Here is a 24,610-nt window from a genome sequence, read left to right as displayed (position 1 = left end):
CCGGTGTCTCAAATGACCGCATCCCGCCCGATCCGTTCAAGAGATCAACCGTCCCACTGTCCTGTGAACTGGTCCACATTCTCAGCGGTGACCAGACCGTTATCCGTCACGTTCGCCAGGGGATTGATTCCTCCCGAGAACGTGCCTTCGGTCAGAGCCAAGATCATGGCGTTCATGGCATTGGCGCCTTCGGATCCCGGCGCTCCGAAGACCACGCCGAACCAGCGCCCTTCGGCCACGGCCTGCAGACCGGTGATCGACCCTCCGAGTCCGATGAGCTTCACGTCGTCCATGTCTTCGTCTCCGAGCACGATCTCGACGCCTTGGATCGACTGGTCGGCTCCCATGACCACGTCGAACTCGGGCTGTGCGATCAGAATGTCCTGGATCGCATTGATGCCGCCTTCAGGTCCGAGGTACTGACCTTCGCCCTCCGCCACGATGTTCACGCTCGGGTTGCGAGCCAGGACGTTGTCGAAGCCCTCTTTCAGTGCCACATCGAGAGGGAATCCCTTGATGCCGTAGAGGTACACGACCCGGCACGGGTCGATCCCCTCGCAGGCCTGCACGGTCAGCTCGCCCATGCGCTCGCCGTTCTCTACAGGCGGCGCGAGTGAAGACGCTGCTATCCCTTCGACCTGCGGGGCGCCCTCTGCCAGGTCATCACCCACGACTGTGTTCAGCACGACGATTTGAATGCCTTGGGCCAGAGCGTCCTCGATGTCGGGTATGAGGCCGGGGCCGTTGACGGCCGCCACGATCACCCCGTCGTACTCGCCTGAAGCGATCACGTCCTGTAGCTGAGCAGTCTGAGCCGCTGGGTCGAACGCGGCATCGAATTCGACCATCTCGATGCCGTTCTCATCTGCGATTCGCTGCATCTGCTCACGCGAGCTCGCATACCAGGTGTTCGCCGAGCTGCCTGACAAGTAGGCGATGCGGAGGCCTTCGGTCGAGGTGACCTGCTCGCTCTCTTCGGCTGCCGGCTCGGGAGTGGGCTCGTCCGGTCCCTCTTCGGTTGCGGTCGTCTCAGCCGCGCTTTGGGACTGTTGCGCAGCGGCGTCAGTGGATTCGACTTCGTCCTCGGCCGACGGCGTGTCGTCTTCGCCGCATGCAGCAACTGTCAACACGAACACACAGAGGAGTGCGCCTATTCGCGGCGACAACCGCCTCTTTGTCCATCTCATTGCTGATTCCCCTTCCTCACACCTCTGGTGTGTTTGTCTCGTTGTGGAGCGCCTCTCACACGGTCCGCCGGCGAGACGGACCGACTTACTGCAGCGGTCCCGCAGCTTTGACTCGCAATCTCAAGACGTCGTCCTTCAGATAAGCCATCGTCAGTTCTTCCAGTGCCACGACTTCGGTCCGTTCGGGCTCGGCCCCCAAGGCGATGGCGGATCCGATGGCTGCGTCTCTGGCGCGCTCGATGACCTCGTCGCGACCGCCGGGGCCGAGGACCAACAGCTGGTCCACCTCGGCGCTGATGGGAGCGATCGCGGCGCCGATCGCATTCGCGACTTCGTAGTTTTCGGGCCGATGAACTTCGCTCACGCCGGCGAGCGAGTCCGGCAGCAACACACTGCCGCCGCCGACGGCGATGACCGGTTGCTCGGAACGAGTGAGCTTCATCCGGTCGATCGAGTCTTCGAACATTTGGTCGATGCGTGCGATGGCCTCGACGGCCCGCAGCCCACTGACCTCGTCGACCGGATGGTGTCCCATGGTCGCTCGGCCGGACCGGACCGCCATGTCGCTGAGGGTGAGCACCGGGCCACCGAAGCACAACGCCTCAGATGTCAGCTGATACCCCACGCTGTCCGGGCCGATCACGAGATCGTCGCCGTCTGTACGCACTCGCGTCCCGCCACCGAGTGCGATCGACAGCAGGTCAGGCATGCGAGAGTTCGTCCGCACACCGCCGATCTCCACCGGGATTGCCGACTCTCGCGGGAACCCGTTCGCCAGCACGCCGACATCGGTCGACGTGCCGCCGACATCCACGACAATGGCCTCGCGCAGGCCCGTCAGGTACGCAGCCCCGCGCATGGAGTTGGCTGGGCCGCTGCCCACCGTCAACACCGGAAACTCCAGCACCCGCTCGAGCGCCATCAACGTCCCGTCGTTCTGGGCGAAGTACGGCGTGGCCTCGATGGCTTGGTCGCGGAGCGCTGCGCTGAGACCGTCGACGATCTGCCGTGCGACGCGTCGCAGGGCTGCATTCAGCACGCACGCGTTTTCTCGTTCCAGGATGCCGATGGAGCCGATGTCGCAGCTCAACGAGATCGGCGTGTCCTCGCCGAGCACATCGGCCGCGACGGCGGCCGCGATGTGCTCATGTTCGGCGGAGACGGGCGAGAAGATGCTGGTGATCGCGCAGGCTTCCGGACGCTCGGGAAGTTCCTCGAGGAATCGCCTCAGCCCAGGTTCGTCGAAGGGGACGTGCTCGCGGCCGTCGAACTCGAAGCCGCCGTCCACGATGACCTCGCCGGCGGAGACGACGGTGCGGAGATCGGCCGGCCAGGTGGACAGCGGCGGCACCGACCGGGTAGCGGGACCGCCGATCCGGATGACCGTCACCGAAGCCAGGTCGCGACGCTGGAGAACGGCGTTCGTTGCGTGCGTAGTCCCGAGCATCACCCGGGAGATCGACGCCGGGATCACGCCGTTGGCCGACAGCACCATCTGGATCGCAGTGGCCAATCCCTCGTCGACGTCTTCGGTCGTCGGCGTTTTGACCTTTGCCACCAGCTGCAACTCGTCGTTGAGCAGAACAGCGTCGGTATTGGTGCCGCCCACGTCGACCCCGATGCGATACTCACCGCGCATTGAGCTTCTCCAGTGGGCGGTAGTCGAACGCGTAGTCGAAGGCCCGAGGTCCGGCGACAGCGAGGGCTTCCGGCGTCCGCCAGAGCTCATTGATCGGCAAACCGACGACAGTGACCAGCTGGCCATACCGCAGCAGCTCGGTGACGATGGGACGTGCTGTGTGCAGGTCGACTGCAGTGATGATGTCGGGAACGCTGGCCAGCACCTTGCCGTCCTCGATGAGCACGGTGTTCTCGTTCTGGAACTCGAGCCGGGCCATTCGGCCGGTGCACGCTCCGACGCCCTCAATGGTTGCCGACCCGCGAGCGAATCCTTCGGTGGTACGACGGTCTACGTCGACGACTTTTCCCTCGATGAGCGCTAGGCCGCCGAGGTGTTCGCACAAGGCCCTGACCGGATCGTCGGATGCTTCCAGCATCACTCGGCCAGCCGAGATGGCGAGGGTGATCGAGTTCCTAACCGTGGCTTCCTTTGCCGTGCCGACAGTCATCGGGTAGAGGCAGATCGTCGCCTCGGCTCCCATCGCGGTGCACACCGAGCGCGCGAGATCCTCGGCCCACTTCGCAGTCGTGGTCGACAACGTCACCACGTTGCCCCGTTCATCGGTCATCGCGGCCGGACTCACCGACACTCCCGCGAGTGCCGCCGTCGTCATCTGAAGCTCCGGGAAGGCTCGACCCATCAGATCGGCGTCGACAACTGGGAGCCCGGCCCAAGCAGCCCACGCGAAGGGGACAACGCCGTTGAGGCCTCCAAGCTCCAGGCAGCAGATGGCAGCGGCCTCGGTGCCGGTTCTTGTCTCGATGGCTTCCTGGAGTCTGAGCGCTTCGGATCCCGATCCAAACTTCTCGACCATCACCGTCGTCGCGCCCATCATGCAGATCGGCAGGATCAGCTGCTCTTCGGAGAGTTCGTCGAGGTCGAGCAGCTGAACTGGCCCTGTCCGGGCAATGGCCTGAGACGCCATCTGGAAGCCCAGCAGGGGATCCCCGCCGCCCCCGCTGCCGAACACGGCAGCACCCAGAGACAACCATTCGAGCTCGCGGGGACCAATTTCCAGCATCACCCCGACCGTAAATTCGATGCCGTGACGGTTCGCCCAATTCTTGGTGCATTAATGAAGAAATTTGCTATTACTTGTGCTAAGCGAACAGAACACATAGGTTCACGGACATGCGCCTCGGAGAGCTGGTGAACCACAATCCGTCGATCGGCGTCCTGCAGGCATCGGCGGCAGCGCTGGACCGAGACGTGGGATCTCTTCAGATGATCGACAGCTATGACGCCATAGGGGCGGCGAACGAGGGCGCGCTGTTGGTGCTGGCACCAGCGCTTTCCGCTGAGGCTTCCTCGTACCGCTTCGACCTGGGCTTGGGACAGGCCCCTGAGGGCGTCGCCGGCATTGCGCTATCGGGTCATGCTGATGCGCCGTCGGCCACGGCGATGCGGGCTGCCGAACGACGGAATCTGGGGCTCGTGGCGCTTGCTCCGGGCGCCGACGTGGCGGCGATCGCCGTGCACGTGCGAGACGTCAATGTCGGGGGGCACCGCGAAGCGGTCACTCGCTTGGAGAATCTCTGCCGAATCGTCGACTCCCACGATCCTGGCGCCGAGGATCTTTCCCAGCTACTTGGCCACATGTCGGCGGCATTGGACTGCGACGTAACCCTCGAAATCGAGCGTCTCAACGTCACAGCCGTGCCCCTCGACACCGGCTCGGGGCGGCCCATCTTCCTCACGCTCCATGCGAGAACAACAGACGTCATCGCCCGCGCCGCGTTGACCTACGCCGGCCGTGCCATCGAGGAGACCCTGCGACGGGACTTCGAACAAGCCAACTTTCCCGTGCGGTCCCGCGGGGAGCTCCTCAACGAATTCCTTCTGAGCGACGCGAGCACGAGCGCGGAAGCCCTTACGAGGCTTCGCCGGAGCGGCTTTGCGGTGGAGGGGCACCACCTCGGAGCCCATGTTGATCTCCACAATCTTGCTGTCGGCGGTCACGATGCGGCCGACAACTACCGGCGCCAGCTGCGTGCCGCCCGGGTGCTTATCGACAAAGTCATTGCCGGCGACGACTCGTGGACGTCCGCGGGGACGAATGCGTCAGTCCTGCTGATCATGAGTGAGCACCGCCACAATCCCCGGCACGCTGAGATCTTCGATGCCCGGCTGCGCTCGGGGCTCGCACAACTGGAAGAGGTCGAACCGAGTCTGGAATGGTCCGCCGGAGTCGGATCCGTGCAGGGCGGCGCCGCCGGGCTTCGCAACACAGCCGACGAGGCGTTCTCGGCGCTCCGGGCCGCGAAAGCGGGAGGCATCACCAACAAACTCCACCACTTCGACCGGCTCGGTTTCGCCCGAGCACTTATCCGGTGGTACGAGGTCGACGACGTGCGGGCGACGATCGATGAGCTGCTTGCACCGCTGGCCGAACTAGGCGAAAACAAGATCGGCGAGGCGGTTCGCACGCTGCGGACGTACTTGGACTCGGGTCAGAACGTCAAGCTGACCGCTCATCGCCTGCAGGTGCATCGAAACACCGTCCGGTACCGCATTAATCGAATACTGGATGCCCTCGAGGTTGACCTCGCCGATCCTGAGCAGAGGCTCCTCGTAGAACTCGGCACCCGCGCCATGCGGGTGAGCTAGGGCTCACACCGACTCATAGCGCAGCGACGCCGATGCGCTAGTGCCGACTGTGTCTGATGGTTCCGGCACTTGTCAGTGCCGGAACTGACGCTCCCCGGTGAAGAGCATGGCGAGGCCGAGTTGGTTGGCTCGGGCGATGACGTCGTCGTCTCGCAGGGCGCCGCCGGGTTGAACCACCACGCTCACGCCGGCTTCGGCGGCGGCTTCGACGCCGTCGGGGAACGGGTAGAAGGCGTCGCTGGCGCAGGCGCCGCCCGCGGCACGCCCGTCGGCCTTCGAGGCGGCGAGCTGGCCTGACTCCACCCGGTTCTGCTGGCCGGCACCGATGCCCCACGCCGTGCGGTCACGCGCCAGCACGATGGCGTTCGACGTGACATGCCCGCACACTCGCCAAGCGAAGCGGGCATCGGCCAGCTCCTGCTCGGTGGGCCGGCGCTGGGTCACCACCTGCCAGTCCTCGGGCGCTGAGGCGAAGGCATGTGGAGACTGCGCCAGCCAGCCGCCGTTGATCTGCCGCAGCGAGATGCCCACCGACTCAGGTCGGGGCGCTTCCAGCACCCGGGTGTTGCGCCGTTTCGCCTCGATGCGCTCGACAACGCCGTCCTCGTACCCGGGCGCGATCACCAGGTCGGCCTGTGCTGCGGCTTCCAGGCGTTCGACCGTGTCCAGGTCGACCACTCGGTTGAACGCCACGATGCCGCCGAATGCCGAACGGGCATCGCAGTCGTACGCCCGTTGGTAGGTCTCGGCGAGGTCGTCGCCGGCGGCCGCGCCGCACGGGTTGGCGTGCTTCACAATGACCACAGCCGGGCAGTCCTCGGCATCGCCCAGGTCGTGCACGATCCGCCAGGCCGCATCGGCGTCGAAGAAGTTCAGGTAGCTCAGCGCCAGCCCGCGGTGCTGGAAGGCGTGGTCCCACCACGTCAGCTCGCCGACCGGTCGATACCGGGCCCCGAGGTGGTGCGGGTTCTCGCCGTAGCGGCACTCGTCGACCCGCTCCAGCGCCAGATGCACGGTGGGCGGCAGGGGAGTGTCCCCCGGATCGGCGGTCCCGGACTCCGCATCGTCGGGCTCGTCCAGCCAGCTGACAATCGCCGCGTCGTACGCAGCCGTATGTGCAAAGGCGGCCCTCGCCAATCGCCGCCGGGTCGCGGAGCTCAAAGAACCCTGCTCCGCGAGTTCCGCCAGCACCGGCTCGTAATCGGCCGGGTCGACCACCACGCCGACACCGCCGACGTCGTCGCCGTGGTTCTTGGCGGCGGCCCGCACCATGGCCGGCCCGCCGATGTCGATCAGCTCCGGGCCCGGATCGGAACGGAACGGGTACAGGTTGCACACCACCAGGTCGATGGCGGCAATGCCGTGCTCATCCAGCGACGCCAGATGCGCTGGCTTCGACCGGTCCGCCAGGATCCCGCCATGGAGCCGCGGGTGCAGCGTCTTGACCCGGCCGTCGAGCATCTCGGGGCTGCCGGTCACGTCCTCCACTGCCAGCACCGGCACGTCCGCATCGGCCAGCGCCGCAGCGGTCCCGCCGCTCGACACGATCTCCCAGCCAAGCCCCGACAGCCGAGTCGCGAAGTCCACCACGCCGGTCTTGTCCCACACCGAGATCAACGCCCTCATCGGGTCAGTCCCTCCTGAATCCGTTCCTGCCCGCCAGCCTGCCCGCCAGTCGAACCGCCGACTGGTACGGCGACCTCATCGGTCTCGCAACGCTCCAAGAACGCCGCAATCGTCGCCGGGTACAGCTCCCGCTCCACGGTCTTGATCCGCTCATGCAGCGTCGCCTCATCATCGCCCGCCAGCACTGGCACTACACGCTGGGCCAGCACCGGGCCCGCATCCACTTCGGGAATCGCGACATGCACGGTGCAGCCCGATTCGGCGGCACCCGCAGCCAACGCGTCACGTACCGCGTGCCAACCCGGATACGCCGGCAGCAGCGACGGGTGCGTGTTCAGCACCCGCCCCCGGTAGCGCCCGCCGCCCCACTCGAAGAACGATCCATCCAGCACAGTGCCGAAGCCGGCCATCGCCACCACGTCCACGTCTCGCCCGGCCAGCTCAGCCGCCAGCTCGCAGCTGTAGCCGTTGCGGTCGAACTGCCGCCGGCCCGATCCACCGGACTCGCCGCCCGCACCAGCCCCGCCGGACCGCCCAGCCACATCCACCATCCGATCCTCACGCCCTACCAGCACGGTTTCGATCCCGGCATCGGCTGCAATCCTCAGCCCACGGCACGCCCGATCGGCCGCCACCAGGCGCACCGGCAGCCCGCGGCCCAGCAGCGCTTCGAGGATCGAACCGGTTCCCGAAACCAATACCCCCAGCCGCACCCCGCCGAACCTACGCGCCCCGCCCGCCGACAGCGCGGTCCGCTGGCTGCGGCGCCGACGCGCCCCAGTAGCCTCGCGGCCATATGCGTCCCCCCGAGGACATGCCGCCTCCCGCGTCCGAGCAGCCCCAGCAGCCTCGGCGGGTGCCGCGCCGTCGCAACATCAACCGTTTCCGCCTGATCATCGGCATCGTCATCGGCGCCGGGCTGATCCTGCTGCTGTCCATTCGCGGCCTGGCGGGCTTCTACACCGACTACCTGTGGTTCGACAGCTTGGGCTTCGCCTCGGTGTGGTGGAAAGTGCTGTGGGCCAAGATCGGCCTCGGCCTGCTGTTCACAGCGATCTTCTTCGTCCTGCTGTGGGTGAACCTGTTCATCGCCGAGCGCATAGCCGCCAAGTCGGCCCCTCCAGGCCCGCCCGAGGACATCGCCGCCCGCTGGCGCCAGATGAGCCGCCGCCGCCGCGGCCTCATCCGCATCGCCGTCGCACTGATCCTGGCCTTCATGGTCGGCTCGGGCGTTTCGGGCCAGTGGCAAGCGTGGCTGTTCTTCATCAACAGCACCGAATTCGGCCTCGCTGACCCGCAGTTCGGCCGCGACGTCGGCTTCTACATCTTCCGCCTGCCGTTCTTCAATTTCCTGATCGGCTGGGCCTTCGCTGCCGTTCTGGTGACGTTCATCTTCACCACCATCTGGCACTACCTGAACGGGGCAATCCGGGTCCAAGCACCCGCAGGCAGCCGGGTCATACCGCAGGTGAAGGCGCACCTGTCGCTGCTGCTGGGCCTGCTGGCGCTCATCAAGGCCATCGGGTACTACTTCGACAGATTCGAGCTGACGCTGTCGACGCGGGGCTTCGTGGACGGCGCCACCTACACAGACGTGAACGCGCAGCTGCCCGTCCTGCAGCTGCTCATGATCATCAGCATCTTCAGCTTCTTGCTGCTGATCGTGAACATCTGGCGGCGCGGCTTCACCTACCCGGTCATCGCGGTGGCGTTGTGGGTGGTCGTTGCCGGCTTGGCGGGAGCGGCGTATCCGGCCATCGTCCAGCGCTTCCAGGTGGAGCCCTCGGAGTCCACCCGGGAGGCCCCCTACATCGAGCGCAATATCGAGATGACCCGCATAGCACTCGGGCTCGACGACGTGACGCCGCGTGAGTTCAACTTCACACCGGAGCTGACCGCCACCGACATCGAGAAAAACTTCGAAACGGTGCGCAACGTGCGGCTGCTGGACCCGGCCGTCATGCAGGACACGTTCCAGCAGACCCAGGGCATCAAGAGCTTCTACGACTTCCGCGACATCGACGTGGACCGGTACGAAATCGATGGCAAGGTCACCCAGATCGTGCTGGCGGCCCGTGAGCTGCGGCCCACCGAGCTGCCGACCGACACGTGGGAGACCGAGCACGTCGCCTACACCCACGGCTACGGCGTGGCGGCGGCGCCGGCCAATACGGTGGACACCAACGGCCGGCCGGCGTACGCACTGGGCGACATCCCGAACGTGATTTCTCCGGGTGCTGAGGCCCTGGAGCTGGACGAGCCCGGGCTGTATGTGGGCGAGGACCTGCCGGGCTACGCCATCGTGGGCGCCCAGCGTGCCGAGGTCGACTTCCAGGACGATGACGACCGCACCAAGACGACTCGATATGACGGCTCCGACGGAGTGGGCATCGGCGGTTTCCTGCGGCGGCTGGCGTTTGCGATGCGCTTCGCCGAGCCGAACCTGCTGGTCTCGGGCGAGATCACCGGCGACAGCCGGATTCTCTACAACCGTGACATCTCCGACCGGGTGCGGCTGCTGGCCCCGTTCCTGTCCTACGACAACGACCCCTATCCGGTTGTCATCGACGGGAAGGTGAAGTGGGTGCTCGACGCCTACACGACCACGTCGCAGTTCCCGTATGCGCAGCGGACCAATTCGCGGGCGGCGACGCCGGGGAGCGACCTGCGTCAGCCGCTGAATTACGTGCGCAACTCCGTGAAGGCCGTGGTGGACGCCCACGACGGGACGGTCACGTTCTATGTTGTGGACGACGACGATCCGATCGTGCAGTCCTATATCAAGCAGTTCCCTGCGCTGTTTACCGATGGCCCGCCGCCGGCCGAGCTGCGTGAGCACTTCCGGTACCCCGAGGATCTGTTCAGGGTGCAGACCGATGCGTGGGGCCGTTACCGCCTGGACAAGCCGTCGGAGTTCTACGACGCAGCCGGGGCATGGGCGGTTGCGCAGGATCCGGGCGATTCGATCGGGCAGACCACGGTCGAGACGGTGCGCGACGAGACGACCGGGCAGGTGATCGCGACGGTCGAGGCTCGGATTTCCCCGCAGTACTTGCTGTTCCGATTGCCGGGGGACGACTCTGCCTCGTTTGTGATCTTCCGGCCGTTCGTGCCGTTCTCCGAGGACGACTCTCGTAAGAACCTCGAAGGCTTCATGGTGGTCCACAACGATCCGGACCGTTATGGCCAGATCGAAGTGTTCGAGATCCGGTCTGATCAGCCGATCGACGGTCCGGCGCTGTTCAACTCGAACATCCAGACCGAGGAGGAGATCTCCGAGCGGCTGACGCTGCTGAATCAGAACGGCTCGGTGGTGCGGCCCGGCAACCTGCTGCTGATCCCGGTGGAGAACTCGCTGCTGTATGTGCGGCCGCTGTTCATTGCGGCGACCGGGCCGACGGCGGTGCCCGAGCTGCAGCTGGTGATTGCCGGCATCGGCTCGAACGTGGCGATCTCAGAGACCTTCGAGGGGGCACTCGAGAAGGCCATCGGCGGTGTCGACATCGACATCATCAATGAGACGGTGAGCCTGACGGGTGCGGCGCCGGCCGTGACGCCTGATGATGCCCCCGACGAGCCGGCGGCAGCTGCGCCTGCCGACGACGAGCCAGAGCCGACGCTGGACACCGACACGGTGAGCAACCTGCTCGAGCGGGCCGCGACGGCCTTCAACCGGGCCGATGCGGCGCTGCGCGAAGGCGACTTGGCGGCCTACCAGACGGCCGTTGACGAAGCCGAGAGCCTGATCGCCAGGGCCGCCCGCATTCTCGAACAAGCCGCCACCGGCTAAGCCTGCGCTCAGCGACGCATCCAAGAACCCGCTCGCGCTCAGGGCGGCTGTGCGAACCGGTCAGGTGGCGCGGGCCACGAGGCGAACGTCGGCATCGAGAGCGTCAGCGATCCGCTGCAGCGTGCGCGCAGTGGGGCTCATCGCGCCGCGTTCAATTCGGCTGATATCGGCCTGATTGACACCGCACTGCGCAGCCAATTGGGCTTGGGTCAGGCTGTGCTTCTCGCGTAGCTCAACGACCTGCATGGCAATGCTGTATGCCTGCTCGAGCACCTCGCCGCGTGCTGCCGCGTCTGGAACAACGCGCGCTCGGCGCGCCGCAACCACTTCGTCGTAGGCGCGTGTCATCAGCGGCGACCTCCCCTACGTCATTATGGTGAATTACACATATCACGTCAATCGCGGGATCGCCGCTCGCGGCGCTGGCGCACCTTGAACTGCACGAGCAATCGCCGGGCTTGAGCCATTCGGTTCGCACGAGCTCGAGACCACGGACTGCGAGAACATGGCGTATTGCCGCGTCGAGAGCCACGAACTTGAAGTCTGAGAGGCCATCGGTGAATCTCTCGACAGCTGATGGCGCAACGCGGAGCAGACAGTTGGAGTCCACGGCCTTGCTGGCTTCGGGAGGCCGCTGGTAGTGTTGTCGCTCTCGCCGCGGGGTGGAGCAGTCTGGAAGCTCGTCGGGCTCATAACCCGAAGGTCGCAGGTTCAAATCCTGCCCCCGCCACCAACCAGCAAGCCCCGGGAGCCCAGCTCCGGGGCTTGTTTCGCGCAGATCAGTCCTCGCGTCGCACGCCTTTGAACGGGCCACCAGATCTCTTCATCGCCATGAAGCGGCCCGAGGACGCGTCGCGCTTGATCCAGTTGCCGTTCTTCGGATTCTGGAACTGACTGCGGCCTCTTACAGCACCGTTCCGGCCACCGCCCTTTGCGCCATTCTTGGCCATCGTGCCTCCTGGCTCCGTGAACTCAGTGTATTCCTCAGCCCATCCAGCTGATGGTGTCACGCACCCATGCCCAGGCCGATTCGGCCCACCCAACCTCGGCGTGCAGTAGCAGTCGACCCAGCGCCACGGCCCACAGCGCTGCAATGGAGGCCATCAGCAGTGTGCGGCTGCGCCGGAGCAGTCTCTCGGCCAGCGAAGTGGATTCACGGGTAAGGACGACGACGCCAGCAAGCGTGAGTGGAAACGTCAGGAGTGCCAGGCTCTCGACTAGGTGAGCAAACGTCCCGGGCAGCCACAGCATGGTGGCACCGGCCATCGTGATGAGCAGTTGCAGCCACCAGATCGGGCGCCAGTAGCCGCGGCGAAGCCGTGCCCGAAGGCCGACTCGCACGATGCCGGGTGACGTGCTCGCGTCGGCGTACAGAGCGATGGCATCAGCTGTTTCCCGAGCATCGTCGCTGACCTTGACGTCGACGCGTTCGCCTGCGAAGTCGTCGACGCGCAATCGGTCAAGCACGATGCCATGATCTGAGGCGCGGATCTCGACATGGGTGGTCGTCGCATCGCCCACTTCAATCTCTTGTCGCAGGTACGGCGACGGAGCGTCTCGCCACGGACGCTGCTCCGACAACTTGACAGTGCATGGTCGGTCGACGGGCACCACTGTGTCGATGATCACGTGCCATCGACGGCCGAGCTCGGCCAGGAAGCGTCGCGCACGAGGGTTCATGGAGTCGACGGCGTTGCAGAACTCGGCGACGAGTATGTCGATATCTGCGATCCCGTGTGGTCGGATTGGCATGAACGGAACCGCCAGAAGAATCGACTCCGAGGAAGACTCCGGATCCTCGCCCTCCTGCAGGGCTTCGACCAGCGCTATCCGAGCGTCCTCCGTCTGGCGCAGCCACTCTGTGACGTGTCGAGCGTTGATGCCCAGTTCCAGATCGGCGTTGAGATAGCTGGCGAGAGCATCTGCTCGCCATCCGCGGCCCAGACCAAGCCAACGAAGCTTCCGCGCTCGTCTCTCAGGACCGACATAGTGCTCTCGCCAGGCCCAAGACGTGTAGTGCGAGACACCTGCCCACAGTGCTCCTCCGAGAGGCTGTTCCTCAAGCGGACGACCATCAACATGCGACATGTATCCGGCTTGAATTTGGGCAGAGTCTCGCTTGAGGACGAGTGATGCCGGACTCCCATCGGCCCCTGCGAGGCCGACGTTGAGGAGGAGACTCTTCGGACGAACCGCGAATGGCAGGAGCATGCGCAGACGGTCGCCAACCTGTGCTCCTGGTGCGTAGCGGCTGACGAGCTCAAGGGGTATCCGGATCTGGCATGCAGCGGTGGCGTCAACGTGGTCACTGTCCCGCAGCAAGATCTCATGGACAGATCGCTCGCGCCAAGCCTGCGTTTCCTCCAGCAGTTCGAACGTGAAGCCCCATTCTTCCGATAGATCGATCAACGCTGGCTCTCGCCGTTCGTCGGCAACCGCCTGAGTTCCCGCGTGGATGTGCGGCGTCACCGATTGAGAAGCGTCGTCGCGCCGGCCCCATGCCCAACGGCAGAACTGTTTCAACATCTTGCCTGCGGGTGACGCCGTTCCGGATTCCTGCACATCATGAGATCGCGAATCTGCCACAACAGATGAGAATTCGGCGTCGCATTTTCGGGTGTCAGGATTCTCGGCTTCGCACTGGATGCTGAGCGATACGCAGGGCCTGCGAGGCGCTCGATCAGATGCTGGTATCTGATGCCGTCCTGAGAGGCAAATGAACTGAGGTGATCTAAGCCCGCTGCGTGCTCCCACCATGTCAGGCCGACGATCAGCGGAGCCGTGTAGCGACGAAAGGGATCTCGGGACCAAATCGAGGCACTGCTCGCTGGCCGTCCAGGTACGGTGCCCGCTGTGACCGTCGACCTCCTCGCCTTCCACAGGATGATCACCGCATGCAGGGCGACTCGCAAGCTCGTTGTCGAGAACCCCGTGCAGTCCGACTACTCCGGAGACCACGAGGCAGCCGAGGCGTGGCCGCTCGTCACCGCCGCGTACAACGGGATCGAGCAGGCCCTCAAGATGCTGCTGCAGGCTTCTGCAGCCCCGACGCCCACACTCGAAGAGCTGCGCGTCCAGTACGGGCATGACTTGGAGAAGCTCTACGGCGCGTTGGACCCGGACGACCAGACCCACATCGAGCTGCATTTCGGGGAGCACTGGAGCCTGTACGAGCACGAGCTGCTGGACCTGGGCTTCAGCACCGCGAAGGAGTTCATCGCTCAGCTGAACGACAGCGACCCCCAGGTGGGGTCAATCGCGTGGCGATACGCCCTGCTCGACATGAGCGTTCAGATACCCAAGACGAACCCGTGGACAATGTGCGAGGTGTGGTACGCGATCTGCTGTCGCATCAAGAAGAGGGCATTCGCAGACACCGACGACTGCTTCAGGCTGAGCGTACGACTCGACTTCAAGCTCGGCGACATACTCCCGTCGGTCGACCCCTACGACGGTTTCACTAACGATCTGAACCAGTGGGCGATCCACAAGGACCGGAGCCTGCTGGCTGCGTGGGTGGAATTGCTCGTCAAAGCCAACCGCGAAGCCATTGACGAAGTTCAAGCGCCGGATCGACTTCGCCCAGAACTCGCAGCGATGGCCGCCACCGCCTTCGGTCAGCTTGCGGACGATTCTGCTGGACCCGACGAGAAGCACCTCATCGTGCGCGCTCGACAGCGCGACCGCGACCTCGCATGGGACCCCCAGGTCGCGCAGTTTCGCTGGACGCCCAGCAGCCTGCCAAATTGGCAACGATGACGACCGGGATCGCGCTGGGCGGGGATCGCGATGGCTAACCCCGCTCAGCTTGCGGCGCAGATCAAGTTCGCTTTAGCCCAGATTCCTGCTGAGAACGCACAGCATCAGTTCGAGCACATATGCCGGCATCTGACTCAGCAGTTCATCTGCTCCAATGTGCTGCCCGCCACCGGATCGGTCTCCGCAGGCGGCGACCAGGGGCGAGACTTCGAGACCTTCCGCAGCTACCTAGCCACAGAGCTTGGCCCGCACGGGGCGTTCCTGGGACTGGTCAGCGAGGGAACCGTCGCCTTCGTCTGCACCACACAAGCCGACGGTCTTGTCGCCAAGGTCAGAAGCGACATCGACAAGGTCTGTGATTCCGGACATCCAGTTCACGAAGTCCGCGCGTTCACCTTGAATCCGGTGCCCATAGGCCGTCGGCACGCACTCGTGGACGAGGTGCAGGAGGCTCACGGCATCCGACTTGAGTTCCACGACATTGAGTCGATCGCAGGACTGCTCGCCCGATCCGAAGGATTCTGGATTGCAGAGCAGTACTTGGCCCTTCCCGCCGAACTCCGACCAGACGCCCCGCCTGACGACGGAGACCTCCCAGAGACTTACCTAGAGCGCCGAGGCCTGTGGCGAGAACAGCGCGTCGAGGATGCCACGCTTGCTGTCTTCCTGGACCTGAAGGCGGGGCTGAGGGAATCGGTCTACAGCGAAGCTGCACGCAATGACCTGCCCTTCTGGCTGGGACTCATGCGGGAATTGCTTGCTCGCCCTGACTTGTCAGCCGAAACCCAGCAGCGTGCGCGCTACGAGCTGATTGTCGCAACGCTGCGAGGGACGGGGGAAATGCGTCTCGTCGACGATGTAGCCCGGACCTACCTAGACGGCTCGCTGACGGAGACCGAGCCAGCTCGTCTTGACGATGCGTGCACGCTCTTGATGTACGCGTGCGGGGCAGCACTGCGCGGTGTCACAACGATCCGTTCCGACGATCTCGACCGCTGGAGCGGCGCGCTCGCGGAACGCATCGAGGAACTCGTCCTCAACGAAACGCCGCATAGGCGAGCTGCATTGTTGTCGGCACTTGGATTTCTTGGGCTGCATCCGGTCTTGAGCGAGGACGATCTGCCCGAACCTGGGTCCAGCCCTGCCGAGATCGATGCCCCGCCGTGGGCACTGATCGAGTCCACCTTGACTCGCGAGTACGAGTATCGCGATCCGGTTCGGGCTCTGTCGGCCTTCACGGAGCTGATGGACCGCCTTGGAGAAGCGCCGCTGTTCCCGCTGCACACGCTTGCGCTCATCGTTCAATTCCACATGCCTCTTTGGAGCATTCAAGCTGAATGGCGTGAACTGCTGGAGCGAATCGACATTGAGACTGGTGCTCGCGGAGGCAAGAGCATTGTCGCGGAGCGCGCTCGCGACCGGGCTATGGCGCTCATGGCCGACAATCAAGTCCTCTTGGCTTTGGAGGAACTGCACCGTGCCCAAGTCGAATGGTGGTCTGGGGACACCCTGCGCGGGTCCGTTCTCGCTTCCCTCATGATTGCTCAGCTGTACCGTGAGCTGCGTTTGTATGAAGTGGCGAAGGCGTATGCGCTTGCGGCGGCTGTCACGGCGGCGAACGATTCCGATGGGGGTCTGGTGGACCTTGCGCCCCGCGGACTGTTATTCGCCGCCAGCTGCGAGTTCCTTTCGGGGGCATGGTGCAGTGCGGCCGAACTGTATGACCTGGCGCTCGTGGCTCAGCATGAAGTCGGCAGAGGGGGAGTCAACCTCGACGAGGACACGATGGTCCAAGAGGCGATGCTGCACCTTGGCTACATTCTGCTCTGCGCGAGGCACACAAGTCCGGAACTGGCCTCTGAAATTGAGTCGCTTGTGGAGCGAAGCGGCGTGTTGGACCTCATCAGCGAATTGGTTGATGATCGGCCCGAGCGCCTGGCCGATTCATTGCAGTCGTTCGGCGAAGGCGAACTCAGCAATCGGCCCTTCTCAGATACGGGCGACACCAAGTGTATTCGTTTTGCGGCGCTCGGAACTTCCTGGACCTTGTTGACCGACAACGACGACGAGACGGTCCTGATCGCCGAGAGATTCGCCGCCGGCGTCCAAGCGATGCTCGCAGCACTGGCTCATGAAGACCTCTGCCTAGTTCCAACTGCAATCACCGTTCGAATCGAAGTGCGGCAACAGCATGCACCTGCGGCGCCAGAGCGCATCGAGGCTCGGCCCAGCAATGACGGTCGTGAATGGGTGGTGCGGCTGGCACCGACAGGAGCGCAAAGCAGTCCTGACCTGGAAGAGGTGCACGCTGATCTCCTTGGAGCGCTCTTTGTCATTCTGCGCGAGGCCTCGCTGCTGCCAGGAGACGACCTTTCTTCCGCAATGGATCGAGGATTCCAGCGAGGACTTGGGAACCGGCTCATGACGGCAGTTCAGCTCGAACAATTCGTCGACACATTTGCGGTCGAGCAGCGGAACGGGTTCGACCGGAGGACAGTGGAAATGCCTTGGAACTCCCTAGAGGGGACACTCAGCGAACATGAAGAGCTTCGATGGCAAGATAGCCCCAGCCCAACTTACTCAAAGGACACCGCGAACGAACTATTGCACTACCGCTATAGGACTGTTCCTCAAAGCCTACGAATTACACTCACAAGACTGCTCGCTACGCGGCAATTCCTACTGGTCGTGGCACGGCTTCGAAGCGAGGGATGGCTCGACTGGCACATCCTGACGGCAGCCATGAACATCGCGCTGAACTACCGATTGGCATCGTCAGGGCCTATGCCGCCTTCGGCGGAACGAATGAAGGAGGCGTCGCAAACACCGATCCCAGCAGGGCCTCGACCCCTACAAACGGACCCTCAACCCGCCGTCATCCCACCAAAACGCGAAGGGCCAAGTTTCTTGCAGCTAGGTATGGATACTGGGATGACGATGTGCCCCATGTGGACCCGTTCTTGCAGAGTGACGCGTCAAGCGGCCCGCTCATCATCTCGTCCTGAGCGTTTCCCCACGTGACGCGATACGACTTGCCCCACCGGTGATACTGACTTCACAGCGCAGTCCCGACGGGCGCGGGCGACGCTTCGTCGAATGGATACGCGGCCAGGCTGTCTGTCTGTAACAGTTCGTAGTCGGCGGGTGCCTCGTCGGGTTCTTCTGGGTCGTCTGACCCGAATTTGACGGGTTGGGGTGCGTGTTGGGCGGGTGTCGGGTTTGTGACCTGCGGGTTTGGGTGCGGCGAGGTTGTTCCGTGATGGTTTTGTAGGGGCGACATTTGCAGCTTGGCGGGAGTGGTGGGTGTTATGCTGCTGGGGTGTTCGTGAAGACGACGAGGCGGCGCAGGGGCGACAAGACGTATGAGTATCTGTCTTTGGTGGAGTCGGTGCGCGACGGCGCGAAGGTCGGGCACCGCACGCTGCTGCGGCTGGGCGAGGCCTCAGCGCTGCGACGCTCGGGCCAGCTCGAGCGCATCGTCGCAGCCTTGGAGGCCCATCTGGAACGCGAACGCGTCGATCCTGGGGCGGTGGAGGCCGAGGGGGCGCCCGCGGCGGGCGGGGTGGCGTGCGCGGCGGCGGTGTGGGAGCGGCTGGGCCTGGGCGGCTGGTTCGCCGAGGCGGGATCGGCGCGCGGCGCCGACCGGCTGGGCGACGCGGTGTTCGCGATGACGGCGAACCGGCTGGTCGCGCCGTGCTCGAAGCGGCGGCTGCCCGAGTGGGCCGCAGCCGACGTGGTCATGCCCGAGGGGTGGTCCGCTCCGTCGCCGGCGCAGTACTACCGGGCGCTGGACGCCGTCGCGGACGTCAAGGACTCGACCGAGGAGTTCCTGTTCGGTCGGCTGTGCGACCTGACCAGCCTGGACCTGCGGTTCGTGTGCTATGACCTGACCTCGACCTATCTGGAGGGCTCCACGGGTCCCTCGGAGCGGTTCGGGTCCAAGGCGTTCGGCTATTCGCGCGACCGGCGCCCGGACCGGCCCCAGGTCGTGATCGGGCTGCTGTGCACCGGCGACGGCGTCCCGATCGCGCACCACGTGTTCGCCGGGAACACCAACGACGCGTCCACGCTGCCCGGCGTGCTCGCCGACCTCACCGAGCGGTTCGCGGTCGGGAGGATCTGCGTGGTCGCGGACCGGGGCCTGGTCTCGGCGGGCAACGTCGCCGCGGTCGCCGACGCCGGCTGCGACCACGTGCTCGCCACCCGCCTGCACCGCGACAAGGCCTGCCGCGAAGCCCTCGAGACCATCGGCGCCGACACCGCCTGGACCGACGTGGCCGCCTGTCGGTGCCGCGCCGCCGAGGCCGTCCTCGCCGACGGCACCCGAGCCATAGTCGTGGAGTCCGACGCCCGCGCCCGACGCGACACGCGGCGCACAGCCGAGCTCGTCGCCCGCGCCGAAGCCGGCCTGGTCGCCCTCGAACACAGAGTCCGGGCCGGACGGCTCGCAGACCCCGCCCTGATCGGACGCGCCGCGCAGCGCGTCCTGGGGCCCAGCGGCGTCGCCGCCCTGTTCGACCTCGAGATCGCGCCCGGCCGGTTCGTCTACCACTACGACGAACACGCTCACGCCTACGAGAGACTCCTCGCCGGCCGCTACGTGCTCACCACCAGCCTTGACGCCCAACAGGCCCCCACCGCACGCGTCGTCGCCGCCTACCGTCAGCTCGCCGACGTCGAAGACCGGTTCCGGACCCTCAAGGACTTCCTGCGGCTGCGCCCCATACGGCACTGGACCGAAAAACGCGTCCGCGGCCACATCGCCGTGTGCGTCTACGCCGCTTTGGCCGAGACCCTCATCTCACGCGACCTCCAAACAGCCCACATCGCCGACCCCGACCAGCCCGACCAGCACCTCACCGCCGCCCGAGCCCTGCGAGAACTCGACCGCATACGCCAAGTCCGCCTCACCGCCCACGACAAGCACATCACCCTCACCACCCGCCGCAGCCCCCTCCAAAACCAGATCCTCGCCGCCACCCACACCCCCACACGCACCTGGGACAAAGCCCGCATCCACTAACGCGTACCCCCTCCCCAGAACCGATGTAGTGGAAACACCAACCCGCGCGCCCCCACTGACCTGCCAAAACGCAAAACACCCGTCAAACTCGGGTCTGAGGGTTGTTTGCCCATCACGGTCGCGATCTGGCGCAAAAGCGCTCTCTGCCGTGTCTTGAAGTAGTTGTCGAAGTCGTCTGCCCACAGATGCTCGGGGGTGATCAGGTGCGACTGCAGGTATTCGGCCAGAGTTCCTCTTGGCACCTCGCCTTGGGTGATCTTGTCTAGATATTCGCTGGGAGCCGCGCCACCGATGCTGCGATTGGTTCTTGCTGCGAGTGGTGTCTTGTTGACGATCGAGTCGCAGCGTGCCGGCTCGATCCCTCGGTCCTTGCACCACCGTTGGGGGAATACGTGGTGGATGTCGATGCTCGCGTCGAAGTAGCCCGCTATCGAGGATTCCTCGCCTGTCTTCCAGTCTCGTGCGCCTTCGCGCAGCAGCAGGGCGTAGATGCCCTTGTACGCAGCGCTTCGTCGTGTGCGCAGCGTGAGCAGTCGGCTGGCAGCGAACTGCGAGTCGTAGACGGTGCGAGGCTCGGGTCCGTCGCCGCGAATCCAAGTCAGTACTTCGGGCAGGTCGCGAGAGAATCGAGTCTCGGTTGAGCCCCCGTACAGTTCGCCGAGGACGCCGCACCAGTACCACTGCGCCAGCTTGGTCCTCGCACGATGCGACTCCCAATCACGGCCCAGGACTGTGAGGATCGTGGCCAGCGGGATCAACTGGCTGCCGTAGGGCAGGAACCGCTCGTCGTACAGATGCTGCGAGTGCAAGAACCGGGCCGCTGTCTTGAATCCGTTGACTAGCGGATCGGCCCACCGCTCGTACTCTTCGAGTCGTAGGGCCAGCATGTCGGAGCGTCGGCACCCGATTCCAGGCGCTCGCTCCTTGTCGGGGTGATCGCGAAGAGCGGCTTCCCTGCGTGCTCGTGTCGCGAACAGGGTCACGGCTTGGACGAAGTCTGTGTTCGACACACCGGACAGCACCGAGTGAGCGTGAATGGCTTGCTCCCGTTGCGCCCAGTCCTTGCGCAGCTCGAAATTGTCGGCGGCGAATGTTGCGGTCAGCAGCTCGAACACGGTGAGCGTCACACCGCCGGTGTTGACCTTCTCGAATACCTGGCAGACAGCTTCTTTGGGGGTGTCCTTGCCAAGCTCGATGACCGGCACTTGGTATTGCTCGAAGCGCTTGACGATGTTCTGCTCGAACTCGTCCCACAGCCTGATCTTGTCCTCGGCGTAGTTCCAGTACTGCTGGAAGCCACGGCGCCAGTCCATCGAGTCGAAGACTCTCGACAGCGGGAAAAGCATCGCCTCGTATTCCAGCTCGGGCGTGGAATAGTCCTCCACGGTGTTCCGTCCGAACTTCTTGATCTGCCTATCAGGCGGCAGCGACACCATTGTCTCTTCCCGGTCGGCACTCGGGTCGAGCGCCGACCGCATGTCGATGTAGTACCAGCGCCCGATCGACTTGCCGCGCTGATCTCGTGTCTCCACCGGCTGGTCCAAAAACAATGACTGAAAGAGCGAGGTGAGGCGCTGCTGCCCGTCAAGCACTAGACGATTGGCATCCCTCTTCGGCGACAGCGGAGCGCCTTCGAGGGGGCGCTGCTTAAAGCGAACCGACTCGCCGCCCGTCTCCAACATCATCACCGCACCGATCGGGAACCCCAACGAGATGCTCGCCAGCAGGCTCCGGACACGGTCATCGTCCCAAATCCATCCCCGCTGGAAGTCCGGCAGCTGCGATTGGCCGTCACGGGCCTCACCTAGGAGATCGCGCAACGGCTCCTTCTCGATGCCGTACTTCGTGACGCTCACAGCACACCCCAAGCTCCGTCGACCGTTGCCGAGCCAGAGAGCAATCTATACATCGCCTCACTCGTGACGATCAGGCCACCAGGACCGGACCCACTACGAGCAGCCTGCGCGAGCCCCGGTAAGGCTCAGCGACCTCAGCCCGCGTCCGCCGCTCTTGAGAGCAGCCGATTGACGAGCTGAACGGTCGATAGGTACCAGCAGAAAATCCACTCCAGGTACTCGGGCGAGTAGTCCTTGTATTGTTTGGCGTTCTGGTGCCGCAGGTGGAAGTTGTTGGCGATGTCGAATAGGGCTGCGTCGTCCTTTTTCTGGATCGTCTGCCTGGCGAGCGATCGGCGTTCTTCCAAGATGCCGCACAAGGTCACCACTGCGGATCGGCGATCTTCAACTGTGCTGTCTCGTCTTCGGAACAATGCGACTGCGTGAGCCACTTGATCCTGGTGCGGCGAGACCTCGTTGAGCACCTCGGTCACGATGTCGTCAAGTCCGTCAGACATAGCGCGGACCATGCGTCCCGTGTCCTCACCGCTGTCTGCGAGCCGATAGTGGAAGCGCATCTCGTCAAGCAACTTGTTCATCCTGTACTGATAGAGCGCTTGGCCTGCCGACTTGGAGAACCTGCTGGGATGCCAGCCGCAGTCGTTGAAGTCGTGCTGCCAGCCGTAGGTCGGACGAGCGGCGAGGTCGTGGAATACCTCGACGAAGTCGCATAAGTCATCCACGGACCAGTCTTCGGGCGGTATCGCCCATGGGTGGTCATCTTCCCACTCTGCAGCGTCATCGACCCACAGCTGCGGCTTGCCTACCCTCTCCTTCAGATGCTCCGTCGGCGATTTGCCGAAGTCGCCGTTGCCGTCCACACATGCGAAGCCGATTCCCGACGCGAAGTAGTGCTGGTCGAGGAATCCTTGAATCATGCGACGCATCCCCCGGACGACATCAGGCAGCGCAGCTGCAGTCGCCTCGTCGGGCATTGAGCGCCGCTGCGAGAAGTACGGACGCGGTGAGGCCTCTCGCAGCAGACGCGGCGCGATATCTGCGAGCTGGCTCAGCCACGGGATTGCAGCCGAAACGTTCAGTATGCGACGGAGGTCGCGGGCGGCCGAACCTGATGTGAAGGCCTCATCCAGGAGATGCTCGGCCTCATTCGACCATCTGGAGGCTTCGCTTACGTGAATCGGCCTCGTCACCAAGCGATGCGCCTCGCGGGCGAACAAGTCAGGGGGCCACCTCAGCGTGTAGTCCGGATTGTCAACGAATTGATCCACCGACACTCTGCGTCTCCTTGCCCATCGGCGTCATGCTGGCGATGATCGGCTCGCGTACGAGCCGGCGGTCCGTGTCTAGCGGTTGTGTGCCCGATCACCGACGAGCCATGAGGCGGCATCGGCAAATCGAGCTTTGGAACCGAGGCCGGACGTGCGATCATCGGCAGAATGGAATCAGACAGCTGCGAGCATCATCGATGTCTGATCGGCCCTCACAGGCTTAGAGCGGTCTGCCTGTCCTCTTTTTCCAATGTGGAGTTTCGCCCAAAATAATGTGGAGACCGCGGCGAGGGCCAAAATCCACCCCGTCTGACCTGCGGAAACAAAATTGGCCAACATCCCACCAACCAGCAAGCCCCGGGAGCCCAGCTCCGGGGCTTGTTTCGCGTCTGCTCAGTGCTCGCGTCGCAGGCCCTTGAACGGTCCGCCAGCTCTCTTCATCGCCATGAATCGACCCGAGGAAGCGTCGCGCTTGGTCCAGTTGCCGTTTTTCGGATTCTGGAACTGACTGCGGCCTCTTGCAGAACCGTTCCGGCCACTGCCCTTTGCGCTGTTCTTGGCCATCGTGCCTCCCGGCTCCGTGAATTCAGTGTATTTCTCCACTCATCCGACTGATGTCGTCACCCACCCAATCCCGGGCCGATTCGGTCCACCTCACGTCGGCGTGCAATAGCGATCCACCCAGCCGTGGCAGCCAACCCCCGCACACCGCAGCACGTCTGCGGCTCCGCGGGTTTGTTGTGACACCCCCGTGGCAGCGTTCGCGACCTCACCCCGCAGCGTCTCCTGCCCCCCCGAACCCCACCCGACCCGAGAGACCCGAACGTGTTCAGGCCATTCCGACATCAACAAGACAACAGCCTCGGACGGCTGTTACGCAGCCCGGCACGCCATCGGAGCCCGATGCTGCGGCACGCAGGAGTCTCGACTCCGCGGGACATGACCCAACCTCGAGCGCACTCCGAATTGGCTGGAGCTAACGAAATGTCGGAGAATCCGTCTGTCGCGGCGTCTCATCATGAGACGATTACGCTGAGCTTCGTGGCCCGTCTGAGCACCGATGTCGCGCGTGCGTCGTCGGCCATGAAGACACTGCTGGGATTCGCGGCTGCTCGTGAACAGCGAATGACGCGTATGAAGGTCGCGAAGCTCCTCTATCTGGCGGACCTGCGCTCGATCGAGCACGACGGCCGCTCTGGTTCAGGCGTGGTGTGGCTGTGGCAGAAACACGGCCCGTTCACCGAAGACTTGTACCGCGTGGAGGAAGCGTTGAAGTCGGCGGGCGAGATCAGCGTCAAGCCAACCCTGAACCTGTTCGGCAGCCCGGAATTTCGTCTAACTGCCCCACCGCTCGCATTCGAGCAAGCCGAGCGCGCAGATCGCTTCGTTGAGCACCTCGACGCGATCCTGGCGGAATACGGGCACCTCAGCCCCACCCAGCTCAAGAACCTGACCTACGAGACCGCTCCCATGCAAGAGGCTCAAGACGGCGGGGAACGCAACGTCATCCTCGACCTCGACGAGACACCCACCGTCCCGGACGCATCCGCGACGCTGCGCCGCTTCCAGCGGATGCTCGACAGCCACACCGATGATGACGAGCCAGCGCCGCGCGGATGCAGCGAGAAGATCTTGGACCCATTGAGGACGGCCCGAGGACGAGCGAACCGGCTCCTGCTCGACGAGACGCGTCGCGCTTGATCCAGTTGCCGTTCTTCGGATTCTGGAACTGACTGCGGCCTTTTGCGGCACCGTTCCGGCCACCGCCATTGTCGCCGTTCTTGGCCATCGTGTCTCCTGCTTCCGTGAACGC

16 protein-coding genes and 1 tRNA gene are annotated in these 24,610 nt (G+C 64.4%); 7 read left to right on the top strand and 10 right to left on the bottom strand.

What is annotated here, in order from left to right:
* Window positions 1-44: 44 nt before the first annotated feature.
* The 3 genes from ACOQPH_RS13870 to ACOQPH_RS13860 form a co-directional block, all read right to left on the bottom strand.
* Window positions 45-1,136, bottom strand: a complete 1,092-nt coding sequence (locus ACOQPH_RS13870; protein ID WP_420621958.1) for a sugar ABC transporter substrate-binding protein — start codon at window positions 1,134-1,136, stop codon at window positions 45-47.
* A gap of 136 nt (window positions 1,137-1,272) precedes the next feature.
* Window positions 1,273-2,826 carry a hydantoinase/oxoprolinase N-terminal domain-containing protein gene (locus ACOQPH_RS13865; protein WP_420621957.1) on the bottom strand — a complete coding sequence of 518 codons (1,554 nt, stop codon included), beginning with the start codon at window positions 2,824-2,826 and terminating at the stop codon, window positions 1,273-1,275.
* The gene (locus tag ACOQPH_RS13860; RefSeq protein ID WP_420621956.1) at window positions 2,816-3,889 is read right to left on the bottom strand and encodes a DUF917 domain-containing protein; all 1,074 of its coding nucleotides are present in this window, start codon (window positions 3,887-3,889) and stop codon (window positions 2,816-2,818) included. The genes ACOQPH_RS13865 and ACOQPH_RS13860 overlap by 11 nt, the downstream gene beginning before the upstream one ends.
* Before the next feature lie 110 nt (window positions 3,890-3,999).
* Here ACOQPH_RS13860 and ACOQPH_RS13855 point away from each other — a divergent pair, with 110 nt between their 5' ends.
* Entirely contained in the window at window positions 4,000-5,475 is a 1,476-nt protein-coding gene (locus ACOQPH_RS13855; RefSeq protein WP_420621955.1) for a PucR family transcriptional regulator, read from the top strand.
* Window positions 5,476-5,547: 72 nt separating this feature from the next.
* Here the strand turns inward: ACOQPH_RS13855 and purH are convergent, their stop codons facing one another.
* Window positions 5,548-7,101, bottom strand: a complete 1,554-nt coding sequence (gene purH, locus ACOQPH_RS13850; protein ID WP_420621954.1) for a bifunctional phosphoribosylaminoimidazolecarboxamide formyltransferase/IMP cyclohydrolase — start codon at window positions 7,099-7,101, stop codon at window positions 5,548-5,550.
* Window positions 7,098-7,814, bottom strand: coding sequence for a phosphoribosylglycinamide formyltransferase (gene purN / locus ACOQPH_RS13845; protein ID WP_420621953.1), 717 nt, complete (start codon window positions 7,812-7,814; stop codon window positions 7,098-7,100). The genes purH and purN overlap by 4 nt, the downstream gene beginning before the upstream one ends.
* Before the next feature lie 83 nt (window positions 7,815-7,897).
* Here purN and ACOQPH_RS13840 point away from each other — a divergent pair, with 83 nt between their 5' ends.
* On the top strand, window positions 7,898-10,891 hold the full coding sequence (locus ACOQPH_RS13840; RefSeq protein WP_420621952.1) for a UPF0182 family protein: 2,994 nt from the start codon (window positions 7,898-7,900) through the stop codon (window positions 10,889-10,891).
* Between the two features lie 60 nt (window positions 10,892-10,951).
* Here the strand turns inward: ACOQPH_RS13840 and ACOQPH_RS13835 are convergent, their stop codons facing one another.
* On the bottom strand, window positions 10,952-11,239 hold the full coding sequence (locus ACOQPH_RS13835) for a helix-turn-helix domain-containing protein (RefSeq protein WP_420621951.1): 288 nt from the start codon (window positions 11,237-11,239) through the stop codon (window positions 10,952-10,954).
* A 308-nt stretch (window positions 11,240-11,547) separates the two neighbouring features.
* Here ACOQPH_RS13835 and ACOQPH_RS13830 point away from each other — a divergent pair.
* Window positions 11,548-11,624 (top strand) — tRNA-Met (locus ACOQPH_RS13830).
* Window positions 11,625-11,670: 46 nt separating this feature from the next.
* Here ACOQPH_RS13830 and ACOQPH_RS13825 read toward each other — a convergent pair.
* Together ACOQPH_RS13825 and ACOQPH_RS13820 are read right to left on the bottom strand one after the other, a co-directional pair.
* Complete coding sequence (locus ACOQPH_RS13825; RefSeq protein ID WP_420621950.1) at window positions 11,671-11,841, bottom strand: hypothetical protein; 171 nt, start codon at window positions 11,839-11,841, stop codon at window positions 11,671-11,673.
* A 34-nt stretch (window positions 11,842-11,875) separates the two neighbouring features.
* Window positions 11,876-13,360 carry a hypothetical protein gene (locus ACOQPH_RS13820; protein WP_420621949.1) on the bottom strand — a complete coding sequence of 495 codons (1,485 nt, stop codon included), beginning with the start codon at window positions 13,358-13,360 and terminating at the stop codon, window positions 11,876-11,878.
* A gap of 384 nt (window positions 13,361-13,744) precedes the next feature.
* Here ACOQPH_RS13820 and ACOQPH_RS13815 point away from each other — a divergent pair, with 384 nt between their 5' ends.
* The 3 genes from ACOQPH_RS13815 (at window position 13,745) to ACOQPH_RS13805 (ending at window position 19,673) form a co-directional block, all read left to right on the top strand.
* Window positions 13,745-14,650, top strand: coding sequence for a hypothetical protein (locus ACOQPH_RS13815; protein ID WP_420621948.1), 906 nt, complete (start codon window positions 13,745-13,747; stop codon window positions 14,648-14,650).
* Window positions 14,651-14,680: 30 nt separating this feature from the next.
* The gene (locus ACOQPH_RS13810; protein ID WP_420621947.1) at window positions 14,681-17,671 is read left to right on the top strand and encodes a hypothetical protein; all 2,991 of its coding nucleotides are present in this window, start codon (window positions 14,681-14,683) and stop codon (window positions 17,669-17,671) included.
* Window positions 17,672-17,969: 298 nt separating this feature from the next.
* Window positions 17,970-19,673 (top strand): IS1634 family transposase, encoded by a 1,704-nt coding sequence (locus ACOQPH_RS13805; RefSeq protein ID WP_420621888.1) that lies wholly within the window; start codon window positions 17,970-17,972, stop codon window positions 19,671-19,673.
* Here ACOQPH_RS13805 and ACOQPH_RS13800 read toward each other — a convergent pair.
* Together ACOQPH_RS13800 and ACOQPH_RS13795 are read right to left on the bottom strand one after the other, a co-directional pair.
* The gene (locus ACOQPH_RS13800; RefSeq protein ID WP_420621946.1) at window positions 19,670-21,529 is read right to left on the bottom strand and encodes a GmrSD restriction endonuclease domain-containing protein; all 1,860 of its coding nucleotides are present in this window, start codon (window positions 21,527-21,529) and stop codon (window positions 19,670-19,672) included. The genes ACOQPH_RS13805 and ACOQPH_RS13800 overlap by 4 nt on opposite strands.
* Window positions 21,530-21,663: 134 nt before the next feature.
* Window positions 21,664-22,797, bottom strand: a complete 1,134-nt coding sequence (locus ACOQPH_RS13795) for a hypothetical protein (RefSeq protein WP_420621945.1) — start codon at window positions 22,795-22,797, stop codon at window positions 21,664-21,666.
* A gap of 1,041 nt (window positions 22,798-23,838) precedes the next feature.
* Between ACOQPH_RS13795 and ACOQPH_RS13790 the strand changes: the two genes are divergently transcribed.
* A complete protein-coding gene (locus ACOQPH_RS13790; protein ID WP_420621944.1) occupies window positions 23,839-24,498 on the top strand; it encodes a Panacea domain-containing protein in 660 nt (219 codons plus the stop codon).
* Window positions 24,499-24,610 lie beyond the last annotated feature (112 nt).

The sequence above is a fragment of the Candidatus Poriferisodalis sp. genome (assembly GCF_965221945.1).
GTDB lineage: Bacteria > Actinomycetota > Acidimicrobiia > Acidimicrobiales > Poriferisodalaceae > Poriferisodalis.
This window is presented reverse-complemented; position numbering and strand designations above follow the sequence as displayed.

What these genes read in the sequence shown, in the direction of transcription:
- ACOQPH_RS13865 (WP_420621957.1), bottom strand. Translation starts at nt 2,826, where the DNA reads ATGCGCGGTGAGTATCGCATCGGGGTCGACGTGGGCGGCACCAATACC.
- ACOQPH_RS13860 (WP_420621956.1), bottom strand. Translation starts at nt 3,889, where the DNA reads ATGCTGGAAATTGGTCCCCGCGAGCTCGAATGGTTGTCTCTGGGTGCT.
- ACOQPH_RS13855 (WP_420621955.1), top strand. Translation starts at nt 4,000, where the DNA reads ATGCGCCTCGGAGAGCTGGTGAACCACAATCCGTCGATCGGCGTCCTG.
- purH (WP_420621954.1), bottom strand. Translation starts at nt 7,101, where the DNA reads ATGAGGGCGTTGATCTCGGTGTGGGACAAGACCGGCGTGGTGGACTTC.
- ACOQPH_RS13840 (WP_420621952.1), top strand. Translation starts at nt 7,898, where the DNA reads ATGCGTCCCCCCGAGGACATGCCGCCTCCCGCGTCCGAGCAGCCCCAG.
- ACOQPH_RS13835 (WP_420621951.1), bottom strand. Translation starts at nt 11,239, where the DNA reads ATGACACGCGCCTACGACGAAGTGGTTGCGGCGCGCCGAGCGCGCGTT.
- ACOQPH_RS13825 (WP_420621950.1), bottom strand. Translation starts at nt 11,841, where the DNA reads ATGGCCAAGAATGGCGCAAAGGGCGGTGGCCGGAACGGTGCTGTAAGA.
- ACOQPH_RS13810 (WP_420621947.1), top strand. Translation starts at nt 14,681, where the DNA reads ATGGCTAACCCCGCTCAGCTTGCGGCGCAGATCAAGTTCGCTTTAGCC.